At 69.8% G+C, this 20,798-nt stretch carries 25 protein-coding genes and 1 pseudogene; 14 read left to right on the top strand and 12 right to left on the bottom strand.

What is annotated here, in order from left to right; translation table 11 throughout:
* Positions 1-31: 31 nt before the first annotated feature.
* The 3 genes from DMA15_RS18595 to DMA15_RS18585 form a co-directional block, all read right to left on the bottom strand.
* Positions 32-1,063, bottom strand: coding sequence for an alanine racemase (locus DMA15_RS18595; RefSeq protein ID WP_055533048.1), 1,032 nt, complete (start codon positions 1,061-1,063; stop codon positions 32-34).
* 65 nt (positions 1,064-1,128) lie between these two features.
* Positions 1,129-2,250: a peptidoglycan bridge formation glycyltransferase FemA/FemB family protein gene (locus DMA15_RS18590; RefSeq protein WP_125513930.1), complete on the bottom strand. Its 1,122-nt coding sequence runs from the start codon at positions 2,248-2,250 to the stop codon at positions 1,129-1,131.
* 148 nt (positions 2,251-2,398) lie between these two features.
* The gene (locus tag DMA15_RS18585) at positions 2,399-2,713 is read right to left on the bottom strand and encodes a hypothetical protein (protein ID WP_125513929.1); all 315 of its coding nucleotides are present in this window, start codon (positions 2,711-2,713) and stop codon (positions 2,399-2,401) included.
* Between the two features lie 265 nt (positions 2,714-2,978).
* Between DMA15_RS18585 and rpsF the strand changes: the two genes are divergently transcribed.
* The 4 genes from rpsF (at position 2,979) to rplI (ending at position 4,742) form a co-directional block, all read left to right on the top strand.
* Positions 2,979-3,269, top strand: coding sequence for a 30S ribosomal protein S6 (gene rpsF / locus DMA15_RS18580; RefSeq protein WP_016644628.1), 291 nt, complete (start codon positions 2,979-2,981; stop codon positions 3,267-3,269).
* 78 nt (positions 3,270-3,347) lie between these two features.
* Entirely contained in the window at positions 3,348-3,950 is a 603-nt protein-coding gene (locus tag DMA15_RS18575) for a single-stranded DNA-binding protein (RefSeq protein WP_125513928.1), read from the top strand.
* A gap of 90 nt (positions 3,951-4,040) precedes the next feature.
* A complete protein-coding gene (gene rpsR, locus DMA15_RS18570) occupies positions 4,041-4,277 on the top strand; it encodes a 30S ribosomal protein S18 (protein ID WP_003949403.1) in 237 nt (78 codons plus the stop codon).
* Positions 4,278-4,295: 18 nt separating this feature from the next.
* Positions 4,296-4,742 carry a 50S ribosomal protein L9 gene (gene rplI, locus DMA15_RS18565; protein WP_125513927.1) on the top strand — a complete coding sequence of 149 codons (447 nt, stop codon included), beginning with the start codon at positions 4,296-4,298 and terminating at the stop codon, positions 4,740-4,742.
* Between the two features lie 133 nt (positions 4,743-4,875).
* Here rplI and DMA15_RS18560 read toward each other — a convergent pair whose 3' ends face one another.
* Positions 4,876-6,213, bottom strand: coding sequence for an MATE family efflux transporter (locus DMA15_RS18560; RefSeq protein WP_125513926.1), 1,338 nt, complete (start codon positions 6,211-6,213; stop codon positions 4,876-4,878).
* Between the two features lie 460 nt (positions 6,214-6,673).
* On the opposite strand from DMA15_RS18560, the gene dnaB reads away from it, so the two are divergent.
* A complete protein-coding gene (dnaB, locus tag DMA15_RS18555) occupies positions 6,674-8,149 on the top strand; it encodes a replicative DNA helicase (protein ID WP_125513925.1) in 1,476 nt (491 codons plus the stop codon).
* 18 nt (positions 8,150-8,167) lie between these two features.
* On the opposite strand, the pseudogene DMA15_RS18550 reads toward dnaB, so the two are convergent.
* Positions 8,168-8,464: pseudogene (locus DMA15_RS18550) on the bottom strand (DNA-binding response regulator); the annotation flags it as partial.
* Between the two features lie 56 nt (positions 8,465-8,520).
* Between DMA15_RS18550 and DMA15_RS18545 the strand changes: the two are divergent.
* Complete coding sequence (locus DMA15_RS18545) at positions 8,521-8,634, top strand: alpha/beta hydrolase (protein ID WP_125517865.1); 114 nt, start codon at positions 8,521-8,523, stop codon at positions 8,632-8,634.
* 41 nt (positions 8,635-8,675) lie between these two features.
* Here DMA15_RS18545 and DMA15_RS18540 read toward each other — a convergent pair whose 3' ends face one another.
* Positions 8,676-9,404, bottom strand: coding sequence for a dienelactone hydrolase family protein (locus tag DMA15_RS18540; RefSeq protein WP_164551785.1), 729 nt, complete (start codon positions 9,402-9,404; stop codon positions 8,676-8,678).
* A gap of 85 nt (positions 9,405-9,489) precedes the next feature.
* Here DMA15_RS18540 and DMA15_RS18535 point away from each other — a divergent pair, with 85 nt between their 5' ends.
* Positions 9,490-9,972 carry a MarR family transcriptional regulator gene (locus DMA15_RS18535; RefSeq protein ID WP_125513923.1) on the top strand — a complete coding sequence of 161 codons (483 nt, stop codon included), beginning with the start codon at positions 9,490-9,492 and terminating at the stop codon, positions 9,970-9,972.
* Here DMA15_RS18535 and DMA15_RS18530 read toward each other — a convergent pair.
* Positions 9,935-10,729 carry a helix-turn-helix domain-containing protein gene (locus DMA15_RS18530; protein ID WP_125513922.1) on the bottom strand — a complete coding sequence of 265 codons (795 nt, stop codon included), beginning with the start codon at positions 10,727-10,729 and terminating at the stop codon, positions 9,935-9,937. The two genes, DMA15_RS18535 and DMA15_RS18530, sit on opposite strands and share 38 nt — an antisense overlap.
* A gap of 225 nt (positions 10,730-10,954) precedes the next feature.
* Between DMA15_RS18530 and DMA15_RS18525 the strand changes: the two genes are divergently transcribed.
* From DMA15_RS18525 to DMA15_RS18515, 3 genes are read left to right on the top strand one after another with little or no spacing between them, the layout of a single operon-like run.
* Positions 10,955-11,623: a DUF4097 family beta strand repeat-containing protein gene (locus DMA15_RS18525; RefSeq protein WP_125517864.1), complete on the top strand. Its 669-nt coding sequence runs from the start codon at positions 10,955-10,957 to the stop codon at positions 11,621-11,623.
* Positions 11,624-11,635: 12 nt separating this feature from the next.
* Entirely contained in the window at positions 11,636-12,592 is a 957-nt protein-coding gene (locus DMA15_RS18520; protein WP_125513921.1) for an ATP-binding cassette domain-containing protein, read from the top strand.
* Positions 12,589-13,380: an ABC transporter permease gene (locus DMA15_RS18515; RefSeq protein WP_125513920.1), complete on the top strand. Its 792-nt coding sequence runs from the start codon at positions 12,589-12,591 to the stop codon at positions 13,378-13,380. The genes DMA15_RS18520 and DMA15_RS18515 overlap by 4 nt, the downstream gene beginning before the upstream one ends.
* A 62-nt stretch (positions 13,381-13,442) precedes the next feature.
* Here the strand turns inward: DMA15_RS18515 and DMA15_RS18510 are convergent, their stop codons facing one another.
* On the bottom strand, positions 13,443-14,396 hold the full coding sequence (locus DMA15_RS18510; RefSeq protein WP_125513919.1) for an SDR family NAD(P)-dependent oxidoreductase: 954 nt from the start codon (positions 14,394-14,396) through the stop codon (positions 13,443-13,445).
* 77 nt (positions 14,397-14,473) lie between these two features.
* On the opposite strand from DMA15_RS18510, the gene DMA15_RS18505 reads away from it, so the two are divergent.
* Both DMA15_RS18505 and DMA15_RS18500 read left to right on the top strand, forming a co-directional pair.
* Positions 14,474-14,917, top strand: coding sequence for a MerR family transcriptional regulator (locus DMA15_RS18505; protein ID WP_125513918.1), 444 nt, complete (start codon positions 14,474-14,476; stop codon positions 14,915-14,917).
* Positions 14,918-14,969: 52 nt separating this feature from the next.
* Positions 14,970-16,343, top strand: a complete 1,374-nt coding sequence (locus DMA15_RS18500) for a serine hydrolase domain-containing protein (RefSeq protein ID WP_125513917.1) — start codon at positions 14,970-14,972, stop codon at positions 16,341-16,343.
* A gap of 154 nt (positions 16,344-16,497) precedes the next feature.
* Here DMA15_RS18500 and DMA15_RS18495 read toward each other — a convergent pair whose 3' ends face one another.
* Both DMA15_RS18495 and DMA15_RS18490 read right to left on the bottom strand, forming a co-directional pair.
* Positions 16,498-16,950: a GNAT family N-acetyltransferase gene (locus DMA15_RS18495; RefSeq protein WP_125513916.1), complete on the bottom strand. Its 453-nt coding sequence runs from the start codon at positions 16,948-16,950 to the stop codon at positions 16,498-16,500.
* Between the two features lie 38 nt (positions 16,951-16,988).
* The gene (locus DMA15_RS18490) at positions 16,989-17,447 is read right to left on the bottom strand and encodes a MarR family transcriptional regulator (RefSeq protein ID WP_125513915.1); all 459 of its coding nucleotides are present in this window, start codon (positions 17,445-17,447) and stop codon (positions 16,989-16,991) included.
* Positions 17,448-17,588: 141 nt separating this feature from the next.
* Between DMA15_RS18490 and DMA15_RS18485 the strand changes: the two genes are divergently transcribed.
* On the top strand, positions 17,589-18,803 hold the full coding sequence (locus DMA15_RS18485) for an MFS transporter (RefSeq protein WP_125513914.1): 1,215 nt from the start codon (positions 17,589-17,591) through the stop codon (positions 18,801-18,803).
* A gap of 48 nt (positions 18,804-18,851) precedes the next feature.
* A complete protein-coding gene (locus tag DMA15_RS18480) occupies positions 18,852-19,271 on the top strand; it encodes a heme-binding protein (RefSeq protein ID WP_125513913.1) in 420 nt (139 codons plus the stop codon).
* Positions 19,272-19,352: 81 nt separating this feature from the next.
* Here the strand turns inward: DMA15_RS18480 and DMA15_RS18475 are convergent, their stop codons facing one another.
* Positions 19,353-20,222: a GNAT family N-acetyltransferase gene (locus DMA15_RS18475; protein ID WP_125513912.1), complete on the bottom strand. Its 870-nt coding sequence runs from the start codon at positions 20,220-20,222 to the stop codon at positions 19,353-19,355.
* A gap of 5 nt (positions 20,223-20,227) precedes the next feature.
* Positions 20,228-20,794: a DUF2269 domain-containing protein gene (locus DMA15_RS18470; RefSeq protein WP_125513911.1), complete on the bottom strand. Its 567-nt coding sequence runs from the start codon at positions 20,792-20,794 to the stop codon at positions 20,228-20,230.
* Positions 20,795-20,798: the final 4 nt, after the last annotated feature.

Raw genomic sequence — 20,798 nt, 5'->3', positions numbered from 1 at the left:
AAGGGCCTGAGGGGAGCCGCTCGGGCTGTGGCTAGCGGTCCACCATCCGGTCGAACTGCGTGGTGGTGTGCCGCAGGTGGGCGACCAGTTCCTCGCCGACCTTCGGCTCCGGTGCGTCGGAGGGCACGAAGAGGATGGAGACCTGCATGTGCGGCGGCTCCGCGAACCAGCGCTGCTTGCCCGCCCACACGAACGGCGAGAGGTTGCGGTTGACGGTCGCGAGGCCCGCGCGGGCGACGCCCTTGGCACGCGGCATCATGCCGTGCAGCGCCTTCGGGGCCTCCAGGCCGACGCCGTGTGAGGTGCCGCCCGCGACCACGACCAGCCAGCCGTCGGACGCGACCTTCTGCTGGCGGTAGCCGAAGCGGTCGCCCTTGGCGACGGCGGTGACGTCCAGGACGGCACCGCGGTACTCGGTGGCCTCGTGGTCGCCGAGCCAGAGGTTCGTTCCGATGCGCGCCCGGAAGCGGGTCTGCGGGAACTGCTGCTGGAGCCGGGCGAGTTCGTGGGCCTTGAGGTGGCTGACGAACATCGTGTGCAGCGGGAGGCGGGCCGCGCGCAGGCGGTCCATCCAGCCGATGACCTCCTCGACGGCGTCCGAGCCGTCGGTGCGGTCAAGCGGCAGGTGGAGCGCGAAGCCTTCGAGCCGTACGTCCTCGATGGCGGCGTGCAGCTGCGGAAGCTCCTGCTCGCTGATGCCGTGGCGCTTCATCGAGGACATGACCTCGATGACCACGCGGGCCCCCACGAGGCCGTGCACGCCGTCCAGGGACGACACGGAGCGGACGACGCGGTCCGGCAGCGGCACCGGCTCCTCGCCCCGCCGGAACGGCGTCAGGACCAGCAGATCGCCGCCGAACCAGTCCTTGATCCGGGCCGCCTCGTAGGTGGTGCCCACGGCGAGGATGTCGGAGCCGAAGCGCGTGGCTTCCTCGGCCAGGCGCTCGTGACCGAAGCCGTAGCCGTTGCCCTTGCAGACCGGGACGATGCCCGGGAACTGCTCCAGCACGTGCTTGTGATGTGCCCGCCAGCGCGCGGTGTCGACATAGAGCGTGAGCGCCATGGCTGGATCCCGGAACCTTTCTCGTGTCTGCGGTGTATCAGAGTGATGAAACGAATTGTGCGGGATCAGCGGCGCGACATGTAGATGTCGAGAGCCTTGTGCAGCAGCTTGTTGAGCGGGAAGTCCCACTCCCCGATGTACTCGGCGGCCTCGCCGCCTGTACCCACCTTGAACTGGATCAGACCGAACAGGTGGTCCGTCTCGTCCAGTGAGTCGGAGATGCCGCGCAGGTCGTAGACCGTGGCACCCATGGCGTACGCGTCGCGGAGCATGCGCCACTGCATCGCGTTCGAGGGCCGGACCTCACGCCCGATGTTGTCCGAGGCGCCGTAGGAGTACCAGACGTGCCCGCCGACGACGAGCATCGTGGCGGCCGACAGGTTCACGCCGTTGTGCCGCGCGAAGTACAGCCGCATGCGGTTGGGGTCCTCGGAGTTGAGGGCCTGCCACATCTGCTGGAAGTAGCCGAGCGGGCGCGGGCGGAACTTGTCGCGGATCGCCGTGATCTCGTAGAGGCGCTGCCACTCGGCGAGGTCCTGGTAACCGCCCTGGACGACCTCGACGCCCGCCTTCTCGGCCTTCTTGATGTTGCGTCGCCACAGCTGGTTGAAGCCCTTCTGGACCTCGTCCAGGGAGCGGTTGGCCAGCGGCACCTGGAAGACGAAGCGGGGCTGCACGTCGCCGAAGCCGGCGCCGCCGTCCTCGCCCTGCTGCCAGCCCATCCGGCGCAGCCGGTCGGAGACCTCGAAGGCGCGCGGCTCGATGTACGTGGCCTCCACGTCCCGCAGCCGCTTCACGTCCGGGTTCTGGATGCCGGCCTTGATCGCCGGAGCGTCCCAGCGGCGGATCACGACGGGCGGGCCCATCTTCACCGAGAAGGCGCCCTGCTGCTTGAGGTGGGCCAGCATCGGCTGGAGCCACTCGTCCAGGTTCGGGGCGTACCAGTTGATGACCGGGCCCTCGGGGAGGTACGCGAGATACCGCTTCAGCTTGGGCAGCTGCCGGTAGAGCACCAGGCCCGCGCCGACCAGCTGACCGGTCCTGTCGTCGAACCAGCCCAGGTTCTCCGAGCGCCATTCGCTTTTCACGTCAGCCCATGCCGGGACCTGGCAATGACTCGCCGACGGCAGTGTCTGGATATACGCCAGATGCTGCTCGCGACTGATGGTCCTCAGGGTCAGACTCATTCGGGGCGCTCCTCGGGCTGGTGTGTCCCCATGGGTTCAGGGGCTCCGGCTCACGCGCCGAAGCCTACTGCGCCCTGCGAGCGCCCCGTCTGGCCGTACGTCACCTACGCCCCCGGCCCCCTCCCGGGGCCGGGGTGCCGGGAGGCGGTCAGCCGACGATTCCGCCGAAGAGTCCGCCGTGCGCCATGCCCAGGAAGAACCCGATCGCCGAGGCGCCGAGCCCGAGGATCAGGCCGAAGCGCTCGCGCGTCGTCGCCGAGATGAACTGGCCGTACGCGCCGGTGGCGATCCCGACCAGGCCCGTCCACGAGCTGAGCAGATGCAGGTTGTGGAACATCGCCGTGACGAAGGCGATCGCCCCGAGCACCAGCGTCACGCCGACCAGGGTGTCCTGGAGCGGATGGGACTTGCCGTCGGTGGCGAGGAGGGAAGTAGCGCTGTTCGGTCGCATTGCCTGTGCCATGGAGGCACCTCCTGCGGAAGGCGGCGCATGGTAGCGCCGTACACACCCGATGTGTACAGATTCTGCCCGTCCGCCGCCGGATTTCAACCGGAAGCCTCGGTGCAGGTAGTCTGTACCGTCTGCACCGGTGTCTGCCCAGGCCACGGCAAGCGCCCCGCCCAGCGGGAGCCGATTGTCAGTGGCTGCCGATACCGTTGCGTACGCATCACGACCCTCCTGCCACGGAACGACCGTGGCCGCTGAGTCCAAAGGAGGTGGGTTCCACATGCGTCACTACGAAGTGATGGTCATCCTCGACCCCGATCTCGAGGAGCGCGCTGTCTCCCCGCTGATCGAGAACTTCCTCTCCGTCGTCCGTGAGGGCAACGGAAAGGTCGAGAAGGTCGACACCTGGGGCCGTCGTCGTCTGTCCTACGAGATCAAGAAGAAGCCCGAGGGCATCTACTCGGTCATCGACCTGCAGGCCGAGCCTGCGGTCGTCAAGGAGCTCGACCGACAGATGAACCTGAACGAGTCGGTCCTCCGGACCAAGGTCCTCCGTCCCGAGATGCACTGAGCTTTCTAGCTCAGCGGCACCCGGGAATCGAGTAGCAGCACCAAGCAGCCAGCAGCAAACCCGCCGAGAGGTTCCCCCATGGCAGGCGAGACCGTCATCACGGTCGTCGGCAATCTTGTCGACGACCCCGAGCTGCGCTTCACCCCCTCCGGTGCGGCGGTCGCGAAGTTCCGTGTCGCGTCCACCCCCCGCATCTTTGACAAGCAGACCAATGAGTGGAAGGACGGCGAAGGCCTGTTCCTGACCTGCTCGGTCTGGCGTCAGGCGGCGGAGAACGTCGCGGAGTCGCTCCAGCGAGGCATGCGCGTCATCGTGCAGGGCCGGCTGAAGCAGCGGTCCTACGAGGACCGTGAGGGCGTCAAGCGCACGGTCTACGAGCTGGACGTCGAGGAAGTCGGCGCCAGCCTGAAGAACGCCACGGCCAAGGTCACCAAGACCACCGGTCGGGGCGGCCAGGGCGGTTACGGCGGCGGCGGTGGCGGCGGCCAGCAGGGTGGCGGCGGCTGGGGCGGAAGCTCCGGCGGCGGTCAGCCGCAGGGTGGCGGCGGCGCTCCCGCCGACGACCCCTGGGCGACCGGTGCTCCGGCCGGCGGCGGTCAGCCGCAGGGCGGTGGCGGTGGCGGCTGGGGCGGAAGCTCCGGCGGCTCCGGTGGCGGCTACTCGGACGAGCCCCCCTTCTAGGCCTCCCAGGGCTCAGAGCCTCCGGGCTCTGAGGTCTACGGGCCGAGGGTGGGTCGTACCCCCACTTCTTGATCACACAGGAGAAACACCATGGCGAAGCCGCCTGTGCGCAAGCCTAAGAAGAAGGTCTGCGCTTTCTGCAAGGACAAGGTCACGTACGTGGACTACAAGGACACGAACATGCTGCGGAAGTTCATTTCCGACCGCGGCAAGATCCGTGCCCGCCGCGTGACCGGCAACTGCACGCAGCACCAGCGTGACGTCGCCACGGCCGTGAAGAACAGCCGTGAGATGGCGCTGCTGCCCTACACGTCCACCGCGCGATAAGGGAAGGGTGACCGACTAATGAAGATCATCCTCACCCACGAGGTCTCCGGCCTCGGTGCCGCCGGCGAGGTCGTAGACGTCAAGGACGGCTACGCCCGCAACTACCTGATCCCGCGGAACTTCGCGATCCGCTGGACCAAGGGCGGCGAGAAGGACGTCGAGCAGATCCGTCGTGCTCGCAAGATCCACGAGATCGCGACGATCGAGCAGGCCAACGAGATCAAGGCCCAGCTCGAGGGCGTCAAGGTCCGCCTGGCCGTCCGCTCCGGCGACGCCGGTCGTCTCTTCGGTTCCGTCACCCCGGCTGACGTCGCTTCGGCGATCGAGGCTGCCGGTGGCCCGAAGATCGACAAGCGCCGCGTCGAGCTGGGCTCGCCGATCAAGACCCTGGGCGCTCACACGACGTCCGTGCGTCTGCACCCCGAGGTTGCCGCGAAGGTCAACGTCGAGGTCGTCTCCGCCTAAGCGTTCCGCTTGGCTGGACTGAGTGAAGGGGCCGCACCCGATGGGTGCGGCCCCTTTGCCGTGGCCGCCGTTGTTTCACGTGAAACAGCGGTGACCCTGGACGACCCTAAATGGGAGGTCGCTGGGGCGACGTTCAGCGGGTGGCTCCGGTGACGATCCAGCGGCCGGAGCGGGAGCGCAGCCACAGGGTCAGCATCCGCACCAGCATCATCAACGTCATGGCACCCCACACGGCGGTCAGCCCGCCGCCCAGGGCCGGTACCAACAGGGCGACCGGGGCAAACACCGCCAGCGTGATCAGCATCGCCCAGGCGAGGTACGGCCCGTCGCCCGCGCCCATCAGGACGCCGTCGAGGACGAAGACGATGCCGCAGATCGGCTGGGCGAGCGCCACGACGACGAGGGCGGGCAGGGCCGCGTTCCGGACGGCGGGGTCGCCGGTGAAGAGCGGGATGAACAGGGGCCGCGCGAGGACGACCAGCAGGCCGAGCGCCACTCCCGACGCGATGCCCCACTGCACCATGCGGCGGCAGACGGCACGGGCGCCTTCCGCGTCGTCGGCGCCCAGGTAGCGGGCGATGATCGCCTGCCCGGCGATGGCGATGGCGTCCAGTGCGAAGGACAGCAAATTCCACAGGGAGAGCACGATCTGGTGGGCGGCCACCTCGGCGTCGCCGAGGCGTGCGGCCACGGCGGTCGCGATCATCAGGATGGCCCGCAGCGAGAGCGTACGGATCAGAAGCGGGGCTCCCGCCTGGGCGCAGGCCCGGATACCGGCGGCGTCGGGGCGCAGGGAGGCGCCGTGCCGCCTGGCGCCGCGTACGACGACGAAGAGGTAGACCGCCGCCATGCCGCACTGGGCGATGACGGTGCCCCAGGCGGAGCCCGCGATGCCGAAGCCGGCGCCGTAGACGAGAACGACATTGAGGACGCCGTTGGCGATGAAGCCGCCGAGTGCGACATAGAGCGGCGTCCGGGTGTCCTGGAGGCCGCGCAGTACGCCGGTGGCGGCGAGCACGACGAGCATGGCGGGGATGCCGAGCGAGGCGATCCGCAGATACGTGACCGCGTACCCGGCGGCGGCGTCCGAGGGGCCGAAGAGGCCCACGAGCGCGGGCGCGGCGGGCAGGACGACGGCGATGACGGCGGCCCCCAGGATCAGGGCGAGCCAGATGCCGTCCATGCCCTGGCGGATGGCGGCGGGGAGATCGTCGGCGCCCACCCTGCGGGCGACCGCGGCGGTGGTCGCGTAGGCGAGGAAGACGAAGACGCTCACCGCGGTCAGGAGGAGACCCGAGGCGACACCGAGACCGGCCAGTTGCGCGGTGCCGAGGTGGCCGACGATGGCGCTGTCGGCCATCACGAAGAGGGGCTCGGCGACCAGTGCGCCGAAGGCCGGGACGGCGAGCGCGATGATCTCTCGGTCGTGTCTGCGCCGGTCGGCCTTGGGCGCGGCGGAAGCCTGTGTCATGGGCACCAATCTAATCTTCCACAGGTAAGAGATGCAATGTTCTAGTGACCCTTACTTCGGGCGCCCTCGGGCGCTCTGTGGCGCGCCGTTTGTCGTGATCTTGGTCCGCTGGGGAAAGTTTTTCTTCTGCACAGCCGGTGGATGGGAAAGATGCAGGTCAGAGGCGATGGGGCGAGGTGTCTGAGGGCTTGTTCACAGGGCTGTCCACCGGCCCGTGCACAGGTTTGGCGGGGTTCTCCACAGCATCGGGCCCGTCATCCACACCGCCTGTGGATAACCAGATTGGCTGACGGTGCCCACAGGCCTACCGTGGTCCGGCGCCCGCCTCGTCGTACGACCTCGGAAACCCAGCAAAACCGACGCGTCAGAACCGGAGTTGGGCCCCCTTATTTGTCAGTGTCGTGCCGTAGGAAAGAGGGGCACGGCTAGGTCCGCGTGGCGGACGGGAGGAGGTGGCCCGGTGAGTATTTCCGAGCCTTTGGACGACCCCTGGGCCGACAGCGGTCCCAGTGACCGTCTGCCCGTCTCCCGTCAGCGCCGCGACGGAGGCCGGGGCCGTGACGAGCAGCACGAGCGCGGACGCGAGGGCGGCTGGGACGGCGGGGGCTCGTCCTTCGAGCGCGTCCCTCCGCAGGACCTCGACGCCGAGCAGTCCGTGCTCGGCGGCATGCTGCTCTCCAAGGACGCCATCGCCGATGTCGTCGAGGTGCTCAAGGGCCACGACTTCTACCGGCCCGCGCACGAGACGATCTACGCCTCGATCCTCGACCTGTACGCGAAGGGCGAGCCGGCCGACCCGATCACCGTCGCGGCCGAACTCACCAAGCGGGGTGAGATCACCAAGGTCGGCGGCGCATCGTATCTGCACACGCTGGTCCAGACGGTCCCGACCGCGGCGAACGCCGAGTACTACGCGGAGATCGTCCACGAGCGCGCGGTGCTGCGCCGCCTCGTGGAGGCCGGCACCCGCATCACCCAGATGGGATACGCGGCCGACGGCGACGTCGACGAGATCGTCAACAGCGCCCAGGCCGAGATCTACGCGGTCACCGAGCAGCGCACCACCGAGGACTATCTGCCGCTCGGCGACATCATGGAGGGCGCCCTCGACGAGATCGAGGCGATCGGCTCGCGGTCGGGGGAGATGACCGGTGTGCCGACCGGCTTCACCGACCTCGACCAGCTCACCAACGGCCTGCACCCGGGCCAGATGATCATCATCGCGGCCCGTCCCGCGATGGGTAAGTCGACGCTGGCGCTGGACTTCGCGCGGACCTGTTCGATCAAGCACAACCTGCCGAGCGTGATCTTCTCGCTCGAAATGGGGCGCAACGAGATCGCGATGCGTCTGCTCTCCGCCGAGGCGCGGGTGGCCCTGCACCACATGCGGTCCGGCACGATGACGGACGAGGACTGGACGCGGCTCGCCCGCCGCATGCCGGACGTCTCGGCCGCGCCGCTCTACATCGACGACTCCCCGAACCTGTCGATGATGGAGATCCGCGCCAAGTGCCGCCGTCTCAAGCAGCGCAACGACCTGAAGCTCGTCGTCATCGACTATCTGCAGCTGATGCAGTCGGGCGGTTCCAAGCGGGCCGAGAGCCGTCAGCAGGAAGTCTCGGACATGTCGCGAAACCTGAAGCTCCTGGCCAAGGAGCTGGAGCTGCCGGTGATCGCGCTCTCGCAGTTGAACCGTGGCCCCGAGCAGCGCACGGACAAGAAGCCGATGGTCTCCGACCTGCGTGAATCCGGCTCGATCGAGCAGGACGCGGACATGGTGATCCTGCTGCACCGCGAGGACGCGTACGAGAAGGAGTCGCCCCGCGCGGGCGAGGCGGACATCATCGTGGGCAAGCACCGTAACGGCCCGACGGCGACGATCACGGTCGCCTTCCAGGGCCACTACTCGCGCTTCGTGGACATGGCACAGACCTGAGCCGACCCGACCCGCGCGTCAGCCCGTGAAGCCCGGCACCACCAGGCCGGACTCGTACGCGATCACCACCGCGTGGGTGCGGTTCTGCGCGCCGAGCTTGGTCAGGCCCGTGGCCATCGAGCGCAGCACCTCTTCCTCCCGCCCCGTCAGCGCCGCCTTCGGCAGCGCCTCGGCGGAGCCCAGCGGGCGCGCCGCGACCATGCGGCGCAGCGCCGCGGGGAAGGGGATCGCCTCGCCCGCCGCCGCCACTCGCACCGCCTCCGCGATCTGCCCGAGCGGCAGCCGCTTGAGCACGAAGCCGCTGGCGCCCGCGCTGAAGCCCGGCAGCGAGCCCGCGACCACGGTGGACAACGGCGGCAGGAGAGGGGCACATCGTCAACGGCAGCAACTCCTGCGCGGACAGGGCCACCACGGTCTACCTGACCACGGGCAGGCTCCCGGCCAAGGACCAGATCTGCCCCACAGCGCACGGCCGCCGCTCGTGACCTTCAGCTGCCCAGGATCTACAGCGAGCCGGAGGCTCGGGTTAGGTCAGGGCGCGGTCGAGGAGGGGAAGCAGGCGGTCCCAGTGGCGCCGCATGCCCGAAGGGCTGAAGGCGTCGGTGTCGGACATGGTGAAACCGTGAGCGGTGCCGGGGTAGATCTCGGACGTGTGGTCGACACCCGCCGCGTCCAGGGCCTGGTTCAGCTCGCTCAGGGTTCCGGGCGTCAGATCGGTCTCGGCGTGGCCGAAGTGGACCTGGGCGGTGAGATTGGCGAAGGCCTCGGGCCCGGCGGCGCCCACGGGCCCGTGGAATCCGGCGAGGGCGGCCACCTGGTCGGGGTGGGCCGCGGCGGTGCGCGTCGCGAAGAGGGCGCCTATGCAGTAGCCGGTCACCGCGACCGGCCCGGGGCCGACCTCGGGCTGGGCGGTGAGGAAACCGAGGTAGGCGTCGGCGTCGCGCAGGACGCGTTCGGCGGTGTGCGCCTCGATCAAGGGCATCACCTGGGCCATGACGGCGGGCCGGGCCTCTTCTCCGATGTGCTCGGGAAGTTCGATCAAGGGTGCCGGGCCGTGCCGGTAGAAGAAGTTGGGGACGAGCACGTAGTACCCGTGTCCGGCCAGCTCGCGGGCCATCTCCCGCAGCACCGGGCGGATGCCGAAGCCGTCCGCGTACATCAGCACCCCCGGGTGCGCCTCACCGTCGCCCGGAAACGCGGCGAAGGCGTCGGCCTGGCCGTCAGGGGTGGGGATAAGCAAGGTCTTGGTGGGCAAGGGCTTCCTTCCACGATGTTCGGGCGTTCGGCGCGAGCGAACGTACATCGTTAGTCCCACTAACGCAACGGATAAGATGGGCGCCATGACCAGTGCCGAAGCCGCGGACATGCCCGATGACGGCGCGCTCAGGACGCCCGACAGACTGCGTCGGCGGGCGAGTCGGCTGTTGTCGCGGCTGACCATGCGGTCGGACCGGCTGGTCAACGAAGGGCTGGCCCGCGCCGACGCCCGCAAGTGGCACTACGCCGTGCTCGCCTCACTGGAGGAGTACGGGCCGGGCAGCCAGGCGGAGCTGAGCAGGCGCTCCGGCATCTACCGCAGCGACATGGTCGGCGTGCTCAACGAACTGGCCGAGCGCGACCTCGTCGAGCGGGCGCCGGACCCCGACGACCGGCGCCGCAACATCATCACGATCTCCGACCGCGGCCGCCGCCACCTGCGTCTCCTCGACCACGTCCTGGACGACCTCCACGAGGAACTGCTCGCGCCGCTGGATCCGGCCGAACGCGATGAGTTCGTGGGCCTGCTCACTCGCCTGCTGGACCATCACACCCGGGCTTCCTGACTCCGCCCTGATCGGGTTCCGGCGCGGCGGTGTCGTCCGACGTCGTTTCGGGTTTCGCGTAGAGGACTTCGCGGGCCTGCTCCGCGGCGCGGGCGATGCTCTCGCCGACGAAGTCGATGAAGCGGGCGATGTTCTCGAGACGGGCCGCGGCCGGGGAGTCGGGTCCGAGGACGCTGACGCCCTGCCGCGCGGTCTCGGCGAACTGGGCGTGGGACCGGGCGGCGGCGGCCATCGACTGGTACCAGACGTCGTTGTCGACGATGTAGCGCTCGCGGCGGCGCTCGTCGCGCTCCCGGCGGATGAGTCCCTGGCCTTCGAGGAACGTGGTCGCTTTGGAGACGGACGCCGGGCTGACCTGGAGGCGCTGGACGAGTTCGGACGCGGTGAGGCTGCCCTCGTCGGTGGTGTAGAGGCAGGTCAGCACCCGGGACATCATCTTGGGCAGGCCCTGCTGCATGAGGAGGGTCGTGAACATCTCCTCGTACGCGCGTACGGTCTCGGCGTCGCGGCCGTCGGCCTGCGGGGGCGTCTGCGGCCTCCGGGGCGTGGTCTGCCTGCGCCGGTGGGCGCGGTGCTCGGTGGCGCGGTGGGCCAGATCGGCGCGGTAGGCGGTGGGGCCGCCGTTGCGCATCACCTCGCGCGTGATCGTCGAGGTCGGCCTCTCGAGGCGTCGGGCGATCTCCGCGTAGGCGAGGCCGTCGGCCAGCCCCAGAGCGATCTGCTGGCGTTCCTGCTCGGTGAGTCTGCCTCCGGGCATCGCGATCTCCTTCGTTCTCCGTGCCGTGATGGCTCCAACGTAGCGTTCGCTCCTAGTCCAATGCAACGAACGGATGGGGCTTGTTGCGTTGAATTCCAAATCATTGCAACGATATCTCTGCTCTGACCTGCATAAATGTGCTGCTTGCGCAACGAGAGTGTTGCCGGATCCTTGAACGCAACGTAGCGTTTCTGAAGTCAGAAACAGCGCGACAAGGAGAGCATGATGCAGAAGTTCGACACCCCCGCCCCGATCACCGCCCTCATCGACATCCCCGCCGGACGCATCCAGTTCATCGCCGCCGACCGAGCCGACACCACGGTCGAGGTCCGGCCCGCGAACGCCTCCCACACTCGCGACGTGAAGGCCGCGGAGCAGACCTCGGTCGCATACAGCGACGGCGTCCTGCGGATCGAGGCCTCCGCGAAGAACCAGATCCTCGGCAGCTCCGGCTCCATCGAGGTGACCGTCCAGCTGCCCGCCGGTTCCCAGGTCGAGGCGAAGGCCGCCAGCGCTGAACTGAGGGGCGTCGGACGGCTCGGCGACGTCACCTTCGAGGGCTCGCACGGCTCGGTCAAGCTCGACGAGACCGCGAGCGCCCGCCTCGCCCTCCTCGCCGGTGACGTCTCGGTCGGCCGCCTGGGCGGGCCCGCGGAGATCAGCGTCCAGAAGGGCGACATCCGGGTCGCCGAGGCCACGCGCGGCACGGTCACCCTGCACACCGGCGCCGGCGAGGTGTCGGTCGGCGCGGCCCACGGCGTCTCCGCCTCCCTGGACGCCGGCACCACGTACGGCCGCATCCACAACTCGCTCAGGAACACCGACGGCGCCGCCGCCGCCCTGCACATCCACGCGACCACCGCCTACGGCGACATCGTCGCCCGCAGCCTCTGAGGAGCGCCCACCATGACCAAGCCGGCCATCGCGGCGAACGGGCTGCGCAAGTCCTACGGCGACAAGACCGTGCTCGACGGCATCGATCTGGCCGTCCCCGAAGGAACGGTCTTCTCCCTCCTCGGGCCGAACGGCGCCGGGAAGACCACCGCCGTCAAGATCCTCTCCACCCTCGTCACCGCCGACGCCGGCGAGCTGCGGGTCGCCGGGCACGACCTGGCCACCGACCCCCAGGCCGTGCGGGCCGCGATCGGCGTCACCGGCCAGTTCTCCGCCGTCGACGGTTTGATCACCGGCGAGGAGAACATGCTCCTCATGGCGGACCTGCACCACCTGCCCAAGCGGGAAGGCCGACGGGTCACCGCCGAACTCCTTGAGCGCTTCGACCTGGTGGAGGCCGCGAAGAGGCCCGCCTCCACCTACTCCGGCGGCATGAAGCGCCGCCTGGACATCGCCATGACGCTGGTCGGCGCTCCACGGATCATCTTCCTCGACGAGCCGACCACCGGCCTCGACCCTCGCTCCCGCCACAACATGTGGGGCATCATCCGCGGCCTGGTCTCCGACGGCGTCACCGTCTTCCTCACCACCCAGTACCTGGAAGAGGCCGACGAACTCGCCGACCGCATCGCCGTGCTCAACGGCGGCAAGATCGCCGCCGAGGGGAGCGCCGACGAGCTGAAGCGGCTCATCCCGGGCGGGCACGTGCGGCTCAGGTTCGCCGACCCGGTCGCGTACCAGGCCGCCGCCGTCGCCCTGCGCGAGGTCACCCGGGACGACGAGGCACTGTCCCTGCGGATTCCCGGCGACGGCAGCCAGCGCGAGCTGCGCTCCCTCCTCGACTGGCTGGACGCGGCCGGAGTCGAGGCGGACGAGCTGACCGTGCACACCCCCGACCTCGACGACGTGTTCTTCGCCCTGACCGGCGGCACCGACGTCCCCCACCAGGCCAAGGAGGCCGTCCGATGAGCGCCCTCGCCCTCGCCTTCCGCGACTCGTCCACGATGCTGCGCCGCAACCTCCTGCACGCGCGGCGCTATCCGTCCCTCACCCTGAACCTGCTGCTCACGCCGATCATGCTGCTGCTGCTCTTCGTCTACATCTTCGGCGACGCGATGAGCTCGGGCCTCGGCGGCGGCACCCCGGACCGCTCCGCGTACATCGCGTACGTCGTTCCCGGTCTGCTCCTGATGACCATCGGCAGCACCGTCGTCGGCACCGCGGTGTCCGTCTCCAACGACATGACCGAAGGCATCATCGCCCGCTTCCGTACGATGGCGATCCACCGCCCCTCGGTGTTCATCGGGCACGTCGTCGGCAGCGTGTTCCAGGCGGTCGTCAGCGTGGTCCTCGTGGGTGCCGTCGGTGTGGCCATCGGCTTCCGGTCGACGGACGCGACCGCCCTGGAGTGGCTGGCGGCGTTCGGGCTGCTCGTGCTCTTCGCGACGGCACTCACCTGGATCGCCGTCGGCATGGGCCTGATCAGCCCGAACGCCGAGGCTGCCAGCAACAACGCGATGCCGCTGATCCTGCTGCCGCTGCTCTCCAGCGCCTTCACCCCGGTCGACTCCATGCCCGGCTGGTTCCAGCCGGTCGCCGAGTACCAGCCGTTCACCCCGGCCATCGAGACCCTGCGGGGCCTGCTGCTCGGCGGCGAGATCGGCCACAACGGGTGGCTGGCGGTCGCCTGGTGCCTGGGCCTCGCGGTGCTCGGCTACTTCTGGTCGACCTCGAAGTTCAACCGCGACCCGAAGTAGCCGCCGTGACAGCGCAGGCAGGGGTGCAGGACGCCTACAGAGGTTCAGATGCCTACAGCGGTTCAGAAGGCACTGAGCCCGGTGAGTTCGCAGGAGAGGTCCCAGAGCCTGGCCGCCGCCTCAGGGTCCCTGACCCATGGCTTCACCCCGCCGACGAGCATGTCGTCGGTGGCGGCCGGTTCGGCGAGGTCGCAGTCCTGGCAGTACGCGCCCCCGTGGCCGTCCAGCAGGGGCGAGGTCGCCGCCCAGACGGCCGTCGCCGCGCCCTGCTCCGGCGTTTTGAAGCCGGCGGCCGGTGTGCCGTCCTCCGCCACCCAGCCCTGGGCATGCCACTGCTCACGGGGGATATGGCGTTGCAGGGGCGTGAGGATGCTGCCCGGATGCACGGCGAAGGCCCGCGGACCGCGATCGGCGCCCAGGCGGTCGAGGTGCAGGGCGAAGAGGGAATTGGCGGTCTTGGACTGGGCGTATGCCAGCCACCGGTCATAGCCGGTCCTGAAGTGGATGTCCTCCCATCGCATGCCGGAGAGGAAATGCCCGGAGGAGGCGACGGTCACCACTCGGGCGCCGCCGGGTACGAAGGCCGGGCGGAGGCGCTGGGTGAGGGCGAAGTGCCCGAGGTGGTTGATGGCGAAGTGCGCCTCCCAGCCGGGCCCGACGCGTGTCTCCGGGCAGGCCATGACGCCCGCGCCGTTGATGAGGATGTCCAGGGCGCGGCCCGTCTCCAGCAGGCGTTCCGAAAAGACGCGGACGCTGTCCAGATCCGCCAGGTCGAGGGCGTGCACCTCCGTCCGCGGAAGGTCGCGCAGGGCCTTCTCGGCGATGTCGGGGCGGCGGGCGGGGACGACGACGTGGGCTCCGGCGCGGACGAGAGCGCGGGTCGTCGCCAGGCCGAGCCCCGAGTAGCCGCCCGTCACCAGGGCGGTGGTGCCCGCCAGATCGATGCCCGTGAGGACGTCGTCGGCGGTGCTGTGGGCGCCGAACGCGGTGCCGAGCTTCTGCTGTTCCGTGATCATGCGGGTGACGCTAGGACCTAGAGCGCGGGCTAGATCAAGCGCTCGGTTGCGGTACGGCCTGTGGGTACGGTCGTGCCATGAGCGAGGATGCGGGCGGCTCGCCCGACGCGGATGTGGACGGCCTCTCCATCGGGAGGGTCGCCGAAGCGACCGGCCTGAGCGTGCACGCGCTGCGGTTCTTCGAGCGCGAGGGCCTCTTCCTGCGCGAGATCCCGCGCACCAGCGGCGGCCGGCGCGTCTACGCGCGCACGGATGTGGACTGGCTCATCCTCTGCGGGCGCCTGCGGCTCTCGGGCATGCCGATCGCCACGATCAGGGAGTTCGCCGCGCTCATCCGCTCCGGCCCGGGAAACGAACGGGAGCGCCTCGCCCTGCTCCAGGAGCACGAGCGTGACGTACGCGCGAAACTCGACGAGCTGAACGCCTGCCTGGAGGTCATCCACGGCAAGGTCGTCACCTACGAGCAGCACCTGAACGACGGGACGGCTGCCGGACTCTGGGCGCCGCAACCCACGCGCTGACCCGCACCCCAATTCGCTCGACGTGCGGACCCCTCCCAGGTGAACTGGTCCCATGACGACCCATGAAGAATTGCTCCCCGCCACCCGCCGAGCCCTGCTGCACCGCGTCGCCACCGCCCAGGCGGAGGGGCGGGCGCCCTCGCTGGTGGCCTCGGTGGCCCGGGACGGCGAAATGGTGTGGAGCGCCGGCCGCAGCATGGTGGACGGGCACGCGCCGGACGAGCACGTGCAGTACCGCATTGGCTCGCTCACCAAGACCTTCACCGCCGTCCTGGTGATGCGGCTGCGGGACGAGGGCCTGCTGGACCTGGGGGACCCGCTGGAGAAGCATCTGCCGGGGACCGGCGCCGGAGAGGCCACGATCGGCGAACTCCTGGCGCACACCGGCGGGTTGGCGGCCGAGACGCCGGGCGAGTGGTGGGAGCGCACCCCGGGGGCGAGCCGTCCGGAACTCGCCGACGTCCTCGGTGACGAACCTTTCAAGCACCCCGTCGGCCGCCGCTTCCACTACTCCAACCCCGGCTATACGTTGCTCGGTGCGCTGGTGGAGTCGCTGCGGGGCGCCCCGTGGGAGGAGGTGCTGCGCCGCGAGGTGCTGGAACCGCTCGGGTTGAGCCGCACGAGCGCCCAGCCCCGGGCCCCGTACGCGGGCGGGTGGGCCGTGCATCCCTGGGCGGACGTGATGATGCCGGAGCCCGCGGAGGACCTGGGGCTGATGGCCCCGGCGGGCCAGCTGTGGTCCACGGCGGCGGACCTGGCGCGCTTTGCCTGCTTCCTGATGAAGGGTGATGAGCGGGTCCTCGGGGCGGAGTCCGTACGGGAGATGCGGACGCCGTCGGCGCCCTCGCAGGCGGAGAGCTGGGACAGGACGTACGGCCTCGGAATGGATCTGCTGCGCTGGGAGGGGCTGAGCCTGGCCGGGCACACGGGCTCCCTCCCGGGCTTCCTGGCCGGTCTGTGGGTGAGCGAGCGCGAAGGGGTGGCCGCGGTCGCCCTCGCCAACTGCACCTCAGGGCCGCTGATCGCGGGCGTGGCCGCGGACCTGGTGAAGATCGTGACGGAGGCCGAGCCGCGTATCCCCGAGCCATGGCGTCCGCTCACTGAAGTCGACGAGAAGGTCCTGGAGTTGACCGGGCCCTGGTACTGGGGCACTCAGGTGCTCGAGCTCCGGCTCCAGGCCGACGGTGGCGTCACACTCGGCCCGCTGACCGGTGCGGGCCGATCGGCACGGTTCCGGGCCAACGGCGACGGCACGTGGACAGGGCTCGATGGTTACTACGCGGGAGAACTGCTGCGGGCGGTACGGCGTCCGGACGGCTCGGTGAGCCATCTCGACCTGGGATCGTTCGTCTTCACACGTCGGCCGTACGACGAGGGAGCGCCGGTCCCCGGCGGAGTGGATCCGCAGGGGTGGCGCGCCTTCTAGCAGCCGGTGAGGAGGGTGCTTGTTTCACGTGAAACAAGCACGAGAGGAGGCGAGAGGGGCTGTTTCACGTGAAACAACCCCTCTCGGCTGTTTCACGTGAAACAGCGCCTCTCGCTCGTCGTCGCCCCGGCCGACCGGCCCGTCAAGTGCGGCCTCAGAGCTGGAGCTTGAAGCCCAGATGCGAAGCGGTGAACCCAAGCCGTTCATAGAAACGGTGGGCGTCGGTACGGGTGGCGTCGGAGGTCAGCTGCACCAACTGGCAGCCCTGGCTGCGGGATTTCTCGACGGCCCACTCGATGAAGCGCGTCCCGAGCCCACTGCCGCGCTCGTCGGCATGCACCCGGACGCCCTCGATGATCGACCGCGTGGCGCCCTTGCGGGAGAGCCCCGGAACGATCGTGAGCTGGAGGGTACCGACCACGCGCCCTTCGCGTACGGCGACGACCAGGTGCTGGTTCGGGTCATCGGCCAGCCGCTGGAACGCGGTGACGTACGGGGTGAGGTCGTCCGGCGACTCGCGTGCGGCGCCCAGCGGGTCGTCGGCGAGCATGCCCACGATGGCGGGCAGGTCGTCGGCGACGGCCGGGCGTATCTCAAGATCTCCCATGGCCGCAGCGTAGGCGGGGAGAGGCAGGGTTTCCCAGCCTAGGCGGGAACACGCAGCGTTTCGACGGCCCTGACCAGCGGAGCGAGTTCGGGATCGCGCGCCGCTTCGTCGAGCGCCTCGCGCAGAGCCGCGTCGTTGGTGGGGCGCGCCTCGTCGAGAAGCGTGGCCCCGGCCTCGCTCACGTCCGTGTAGATGCCGCGACGGTCGGTGGGGCACAGATAGCGCGAGAGCAGCCCGCGGTCCTCCAGGCGGGTGACCAGCCGGGTGGTGGCGCTCTGGCTGAGCACCACGGCATCCGCGACCTGCCTCATCTGCAGATGGCCGCCCTCGCCGTCGTGCTGGCGGCTCAGGACGTCGAGCAGGGAGTACTCGCGCACGCTCAGGCCGTGCTTGGCCTGGAGGGCGCGCTCGATGTGGGTCTCGATGCGCCCGTGGAGCAGGGAGAGCGCGCACCAGCCCTGGGCAAGGGCGGTGAGTGCGGGATCCGTCGCTGTCATGGCTCTTGTTTCCTCCGTCCCGGAGTGACTACGACCCAGGATAGTCCACATATGCAATATCCGGCGTTTGCAATTAACCAGCGTCTGCAACTATTGTGGACGCACGTTAAGCGTGCCTGCAATCGTCTGGAAGGTAGATCCATGCCTCTCGCGCTACTGGCCCTCGCGATCGGGGCCTTCGGGATCGGAACCACCGAGTTCGTGATCATGGGGCTGCTCCCCGAGGTCGCGGGTGACTTCGGTGTCTCCATCCCCACGGCCGGCTTTCTCGTGACCGGCTACGCCCTGGGCGTCGTGCTCGGCGCCCCGCTGATGACCGTCCTCGGCACCAAGATCTCGCGCAAGCGGATGCTGATGCTGCTGATGGGCCTCTTTATCGCGGGCAATCTGCTCTCCGCCGTCGCCCCCGTCTTCGGCGTGATGCTGGCGGGCCGGGTCGTCGCGTCCCTCGCCCACGGCGCCTTCTTCGGCATCGGCTCGGTCGTCGCCGCCGAGCTGGTCGCCCCCGAGAAGAAGGCCGGCGCGATCGCCATGATGTTCACGGGCCTGACCGTGGCCAACGTGGTCGGTGTGCCGCTCGGCACCTTCGTCGGGCAGACCCTCGGCTGGCGGATGACCTTCACGATCGTGGCGGCGCTCGGCGTCGTCGGCCTCGCGGGCATCGCCAGGCTCGTCCCGGACCTGCCCAAGCCCGAGGGCGTGCGGCTCCGCCACGAACTGGCCGCCTTCCGCAACGTACAGGTGCTCCTGGCCATGGCGATGACGGTCCTCGGCTTCGGCGGGGTCTTCGCCGCCGTCACCTACCTGGCGCCGATGATGACGGACGTCGCCGGATACGCGGACTCCTCCGTGACCTGGCTGCTCGTCCTGTTCGGCCTCGGCATGGTCGCCGGCAACCTCATCGGCGGGAAGTTCGCGGACCGCGCGCTCATGCCGCTGCTCTACGTCTCACTGGGCGCCCTGGCCGTCGTGCTCGCCCTCTTCACGCTCACCGCGCACAACAAGATCGCGGCCGCCGTGACCATCGCGCTGATCGGCGCGCTGGGCTTCGCGACCGTACCGCCGCTGCAGAAGCGCGTCCTCGACCAGGCCTCCGGCGCCCCCACCCTCGCCTCGGCCGTCAACATCGGCGCCTTCAACCTCGGCAACGCCCTCGCGGCCTGGCTCGGCGGCATCGTCATCGCATCGGGCCTCGGCTACACCGCCCCGAACTGGGTCGGCGCCGCCCTCGCGACCTCCGCCCTCGTCCTGGCGATCCTCGCGGCCGCACTGGAGCGCCGCTCCGCCGCGGCCGCACCGAGCCTCGTCGTGACCGGCGCGGCACCTGTCGAGCAGGCCACGCCCGTCCACCACTGACCTCTCCCCCGACTCACCCGGCACCACCCCGCAAGGAGAACCCCCCTCATGAGCACCACCGCCGTCGCCCCGCTGACCATCGAGGACGCCGAAGCCCTCGTCACCGCGGCCCGCCGCGCCGCCGAGGCCGCCGACGTCACGGTCAGCGTCACCGTCCTCGACGCGGGCGGCCACCTCCTCGCCTTCCGGCGCGACGACCGGGCCGTGCTGATCTCCGGTGAGACCAGCACCCGCAAGGCCTACACCGCCCTTCAGCTGAACGCCCCGACCGCCGATCTGGTCGACGCCGTCCAGCCCGGCGGCCTCTTCCACACCCTGCCCACCGCCCTCGACCGGCCGCTGCTCTTCATCGCGGGCGGGGTGCCGGTCCACCGCGACGGCCGTCTGATCGGCGCGATCGGCGTCGGCGGCGGTGCGCCCGAGCAGGACCACGCCTTCGCGGCGGCCGCGGTGGAGACCCTCGCGTAACGCACGTCCCCAGGTGGACGGAGGCGTACACGAGCCGCGTGGCGGTGACAGTCGGCTGTCACCGCCACGCGGCTTTCACCGTCATCCGGCTGCCACCGTCAGCGGCGCGAAGCGTCGGGTCCAGTCGCCGGGCAGCTCGGGCGTGCCGTAGACCATCACCGCGTTGAAGGCGACGGATTCGAGGCCGCTCGCCTTCACCCAGGCCAGCAGCTCTTCGTGCCGTACGTCGATGTCGGTGCGCAGCGGACGGTCGGTGTGAGCGGCGAGCGAGGCGATGAGTGCCTTCGCGGTCTCCGTGTCGCGGGCGATGAGCGGGCCGACGACGTGGGTCTCCATATTCGGCCAGGCCCCCGCGTACCCGATGATCTCGCCGTCGGCCTCCGCGACGCGGAGCTGGTCGGTGAAGGCGGGGAGCCGGGTGATCACATGCGTCCGGTCGTGGCCGAAGACCGCGGTGTCGAGCCGGAGGATGGCGGTCAGGTCCTCGGCGGTGGCCGGGCGGGTGGCGATGCCGGGGAGCGGGCCCGCGGGGGTGAGGTGGCCGCGGACCATCTCGGCGCGGCCGACCGCCTTGAAGCCGAGCTGTTCGTAGAGGGGGCGGCCGCTGGGTGTCGCGTGGAGGGTCATCGGGATGGTGGCCGCTTGCTCGATGGCGTACTGCATCAGACGGCGGCCGATGCCCTGGCGGGCGTACCGCTCGGCGACGAGGACCATGCCGATCGCCGCGAGGCCGGGGCGCTCCTGCGGGCCGTACCGGGTCACTACGTAGACACCGATGAGGCCGTGGCCGTCGGGGTCGTCGATGCCGTAGCCCGTTCCGGCCGTCAGCAGGAGACCCCATTTGTGTTCTTCACGGGGCCAGCCCCGGTCCTCGGACAGATCGGCGCAGGACGTCAGATCGCGGGGGGTGAGTCGGCGGACGGGGAGTGCGGAGAGGGAAGGTGTCGACACTCGGCTCAGGCTGTCTGACGTACGTCCTCGGCGTCCACCCGTTTGTGGGCAGAAGCACGTCGCTTTTGATCGCGCTGCGTCTGGGCGCGCTGCCGCTGGCCGCGCCGGGTGAGCCCCCAGGGCTTGAGCACCGACAGGACCGTCATGAACAGGTAGGCGCCGAGTGAGACGAGAGGGCCGGCGATCAGGTCGGCCGTGTCGGTGATGGGGTGGCCTGCGGTCACCGTCGCGACCGTGTCGTCGATGCCGGGGCGCAGGGCGAAGGCCGACGCGGTCGTGGTGGCCAGGGTCAGCCAGAACTTCGTATAGACCCAGCGGTGCCTGGTGAGTCCCCACTGCGTGCCCAGGGACAGCAGGAGCCCGCTCGCCAGGGTGAGCAGGGCGAGGGGGATCACGAGCCAGTCCGCGAAGACCTTCATCGAGCGGACGGCGGCCTCTGTGGCGGTGGCGGAGTCGGTCGTGATCGCGGTGAGGGCGAGAGCGACGAGCCCGAGCGTGAGCCCGAGCCAGCAGGCTGCGCCGACTACATGGACGACCAGGGTGGCCCGACGGGCGCGGCGGTTTAGTTTCACGTGA

Origin of the sequence: Streptomyces sp. WAC 01529, assembly GCF_003945545.1 — a bacterium.
GTDB classification, from domain to species: Bacteria; Actinomycetota; Actinomycetes; order Streptomycetales; family Streptomycetaceae; genus Streptomyces; species Streptomyces anatolicus.
This window is presented reverse-complemented; position numbering and strand designations above follow the sequence as displayed.

Excerpts from the sequence above, each read along its gene's own strand:
- DMA15_RS18595 (WP_055533048.1), bottom strand. The coding sequence starts at position 1,063 with ATGGCGCTCACGCTCTATGTCGACACCGCGCGCTGGCGGGCACATCAC.
- DMA15_RS18590 (WP_125513930.1), bottom strand. The coding sequence starts at position 2,250 with ATGAGTCTGACCCTGAGGACCATCAGTCGCGAGCAGCATCTGGCGTAT.
- DMA15_RS18585 (WP_125513929.1), bottom strand. The coding sequence starts at position 2,713 with ATGGCACAGGCAATGCGACCGAACAGCGCTACTTCCCTCCTCGCCACC.
- rpsF (WP_016644628.1), top strand. The coding sequence starts at position 2,979 with ATGCGTCACTACGAAGTGATGGTCATCCTCGACCCCGATCTCGAGGAG.
- DMA15_RS18575 (WP_125513928.1), top strand. The coding sequence starts at position 3,348 with ATGGCAGGCGAGACCGTCATCACGGTCGTCGGCAATCTTGTCGACGAC.
- rpsR (WP_003949403.1), top strand. The coding sequence starts at position 4,041 with ATGGCGAAGCCGCCTGTGCGCAAGCCTAAGAAGAAGGTCTGCGCTTTC.
- rplI (WP_125513927.1), top strand. The coding sequence starts at position 4,296 with ATGAAGATCATCCTCACCCACGAGGTCTCCGGCCTCGGTGCCGCCGGC.
- DMA15_RS18560 (WP_125513926.1), bottom strand. The coding sequence starts at position 6,213 with ATGACACAGGCTTCCGCCGCGCCCAAGGCCGACCGGCGCAGACACGAC.
- DMA15_RS18535 (WP_125513923.1), top strand. The coding sequence starts at position 9,490 with ATGACCAGTGCCGAAGCCGCGGACATGCCCGATGACGGCGCGCTCAGG.
- DMA15_RS18530 (WP_125513922.1), bottom strand. The coding sequence starts at position 10,729 with ATGCCCGGAGGCAGACTCACCGAGCAGGAACGCCAGCAGATCGCTCTG.
- DMA15_RS18525 (WP_125517864.1), top strand. The coding sequence starts at position 10,955 with ATGCAGAAGTTCGACACCCCCGCCCCGATCACCGCCCTCATCGACATC.
- DMA15_RS18520 (WP_125513921.1), top strand. The coding sequence starts at position 11,636 with ATGACCAAGCCGGCCATCGCGGCGAACGGGCTGCGCAAGTCCTACGGC.
- DMA15_RS18515 (WP_125513920.1), top strand. The coding sequence starts at position 12,589 with ATGAGCGCCCTCGCCCTCGCCTTCCGCGACTCGTCCACGATGCTGCGC.
- DMA15_RS18510 (WP_125513919.1), bottom strand. The coding sequence starts at position 14,396 with ATGATCACGGAACAGCAGAAGCTCGGCACCGCGTTCGGCGCCCACAGC.
- DMA15_RS18505 (WP_125513918.1), top strand. The coding sequence starts at position 14,474 with ATGAGCGAGGATGCGGGCGGCTCGCCCGACGCGGATGTGGACGGCCTC.
- DMA15_RS18500 (WP_125513917.1), top strand. The coding sequence starts at position 14,970 with ATGACGACCCATGAAGAATTGCTCCCCGCCACCCGCCGAGCCCTGCTG.
- DMA15_RS18495 (WP_125513916.1), bottom strand. The coding sequence starts at position 16,950 with ATGGGAGATCTTGAGATACGCCCGGCCGTCGCCGACGACCTGCCCGCC.
- DMA15_RS18490 (WP_125513915.1), bottom strand. The coding sequence starts at position 17,447 with ATGACAGCGACGGATCCCGCACTCACCGCCCTTGCCCAGGGCTGGTGC.
- DMA15_RS18485 (WP_125513914.1), top strand. The coding sequence starts at position 17,589 with ATGCCTCTCGCGCTACTGGCCCTCGCGATCGGGGCCTTCGGGATCGGA.
- DMA15_RS18480 (WP_125513913.1), top strand. The coding sequence starts at position 18,852 with ATGAGCACCACCGCCGTCGCCCCGCTGACCATCGAGGACGCCGAAGCC.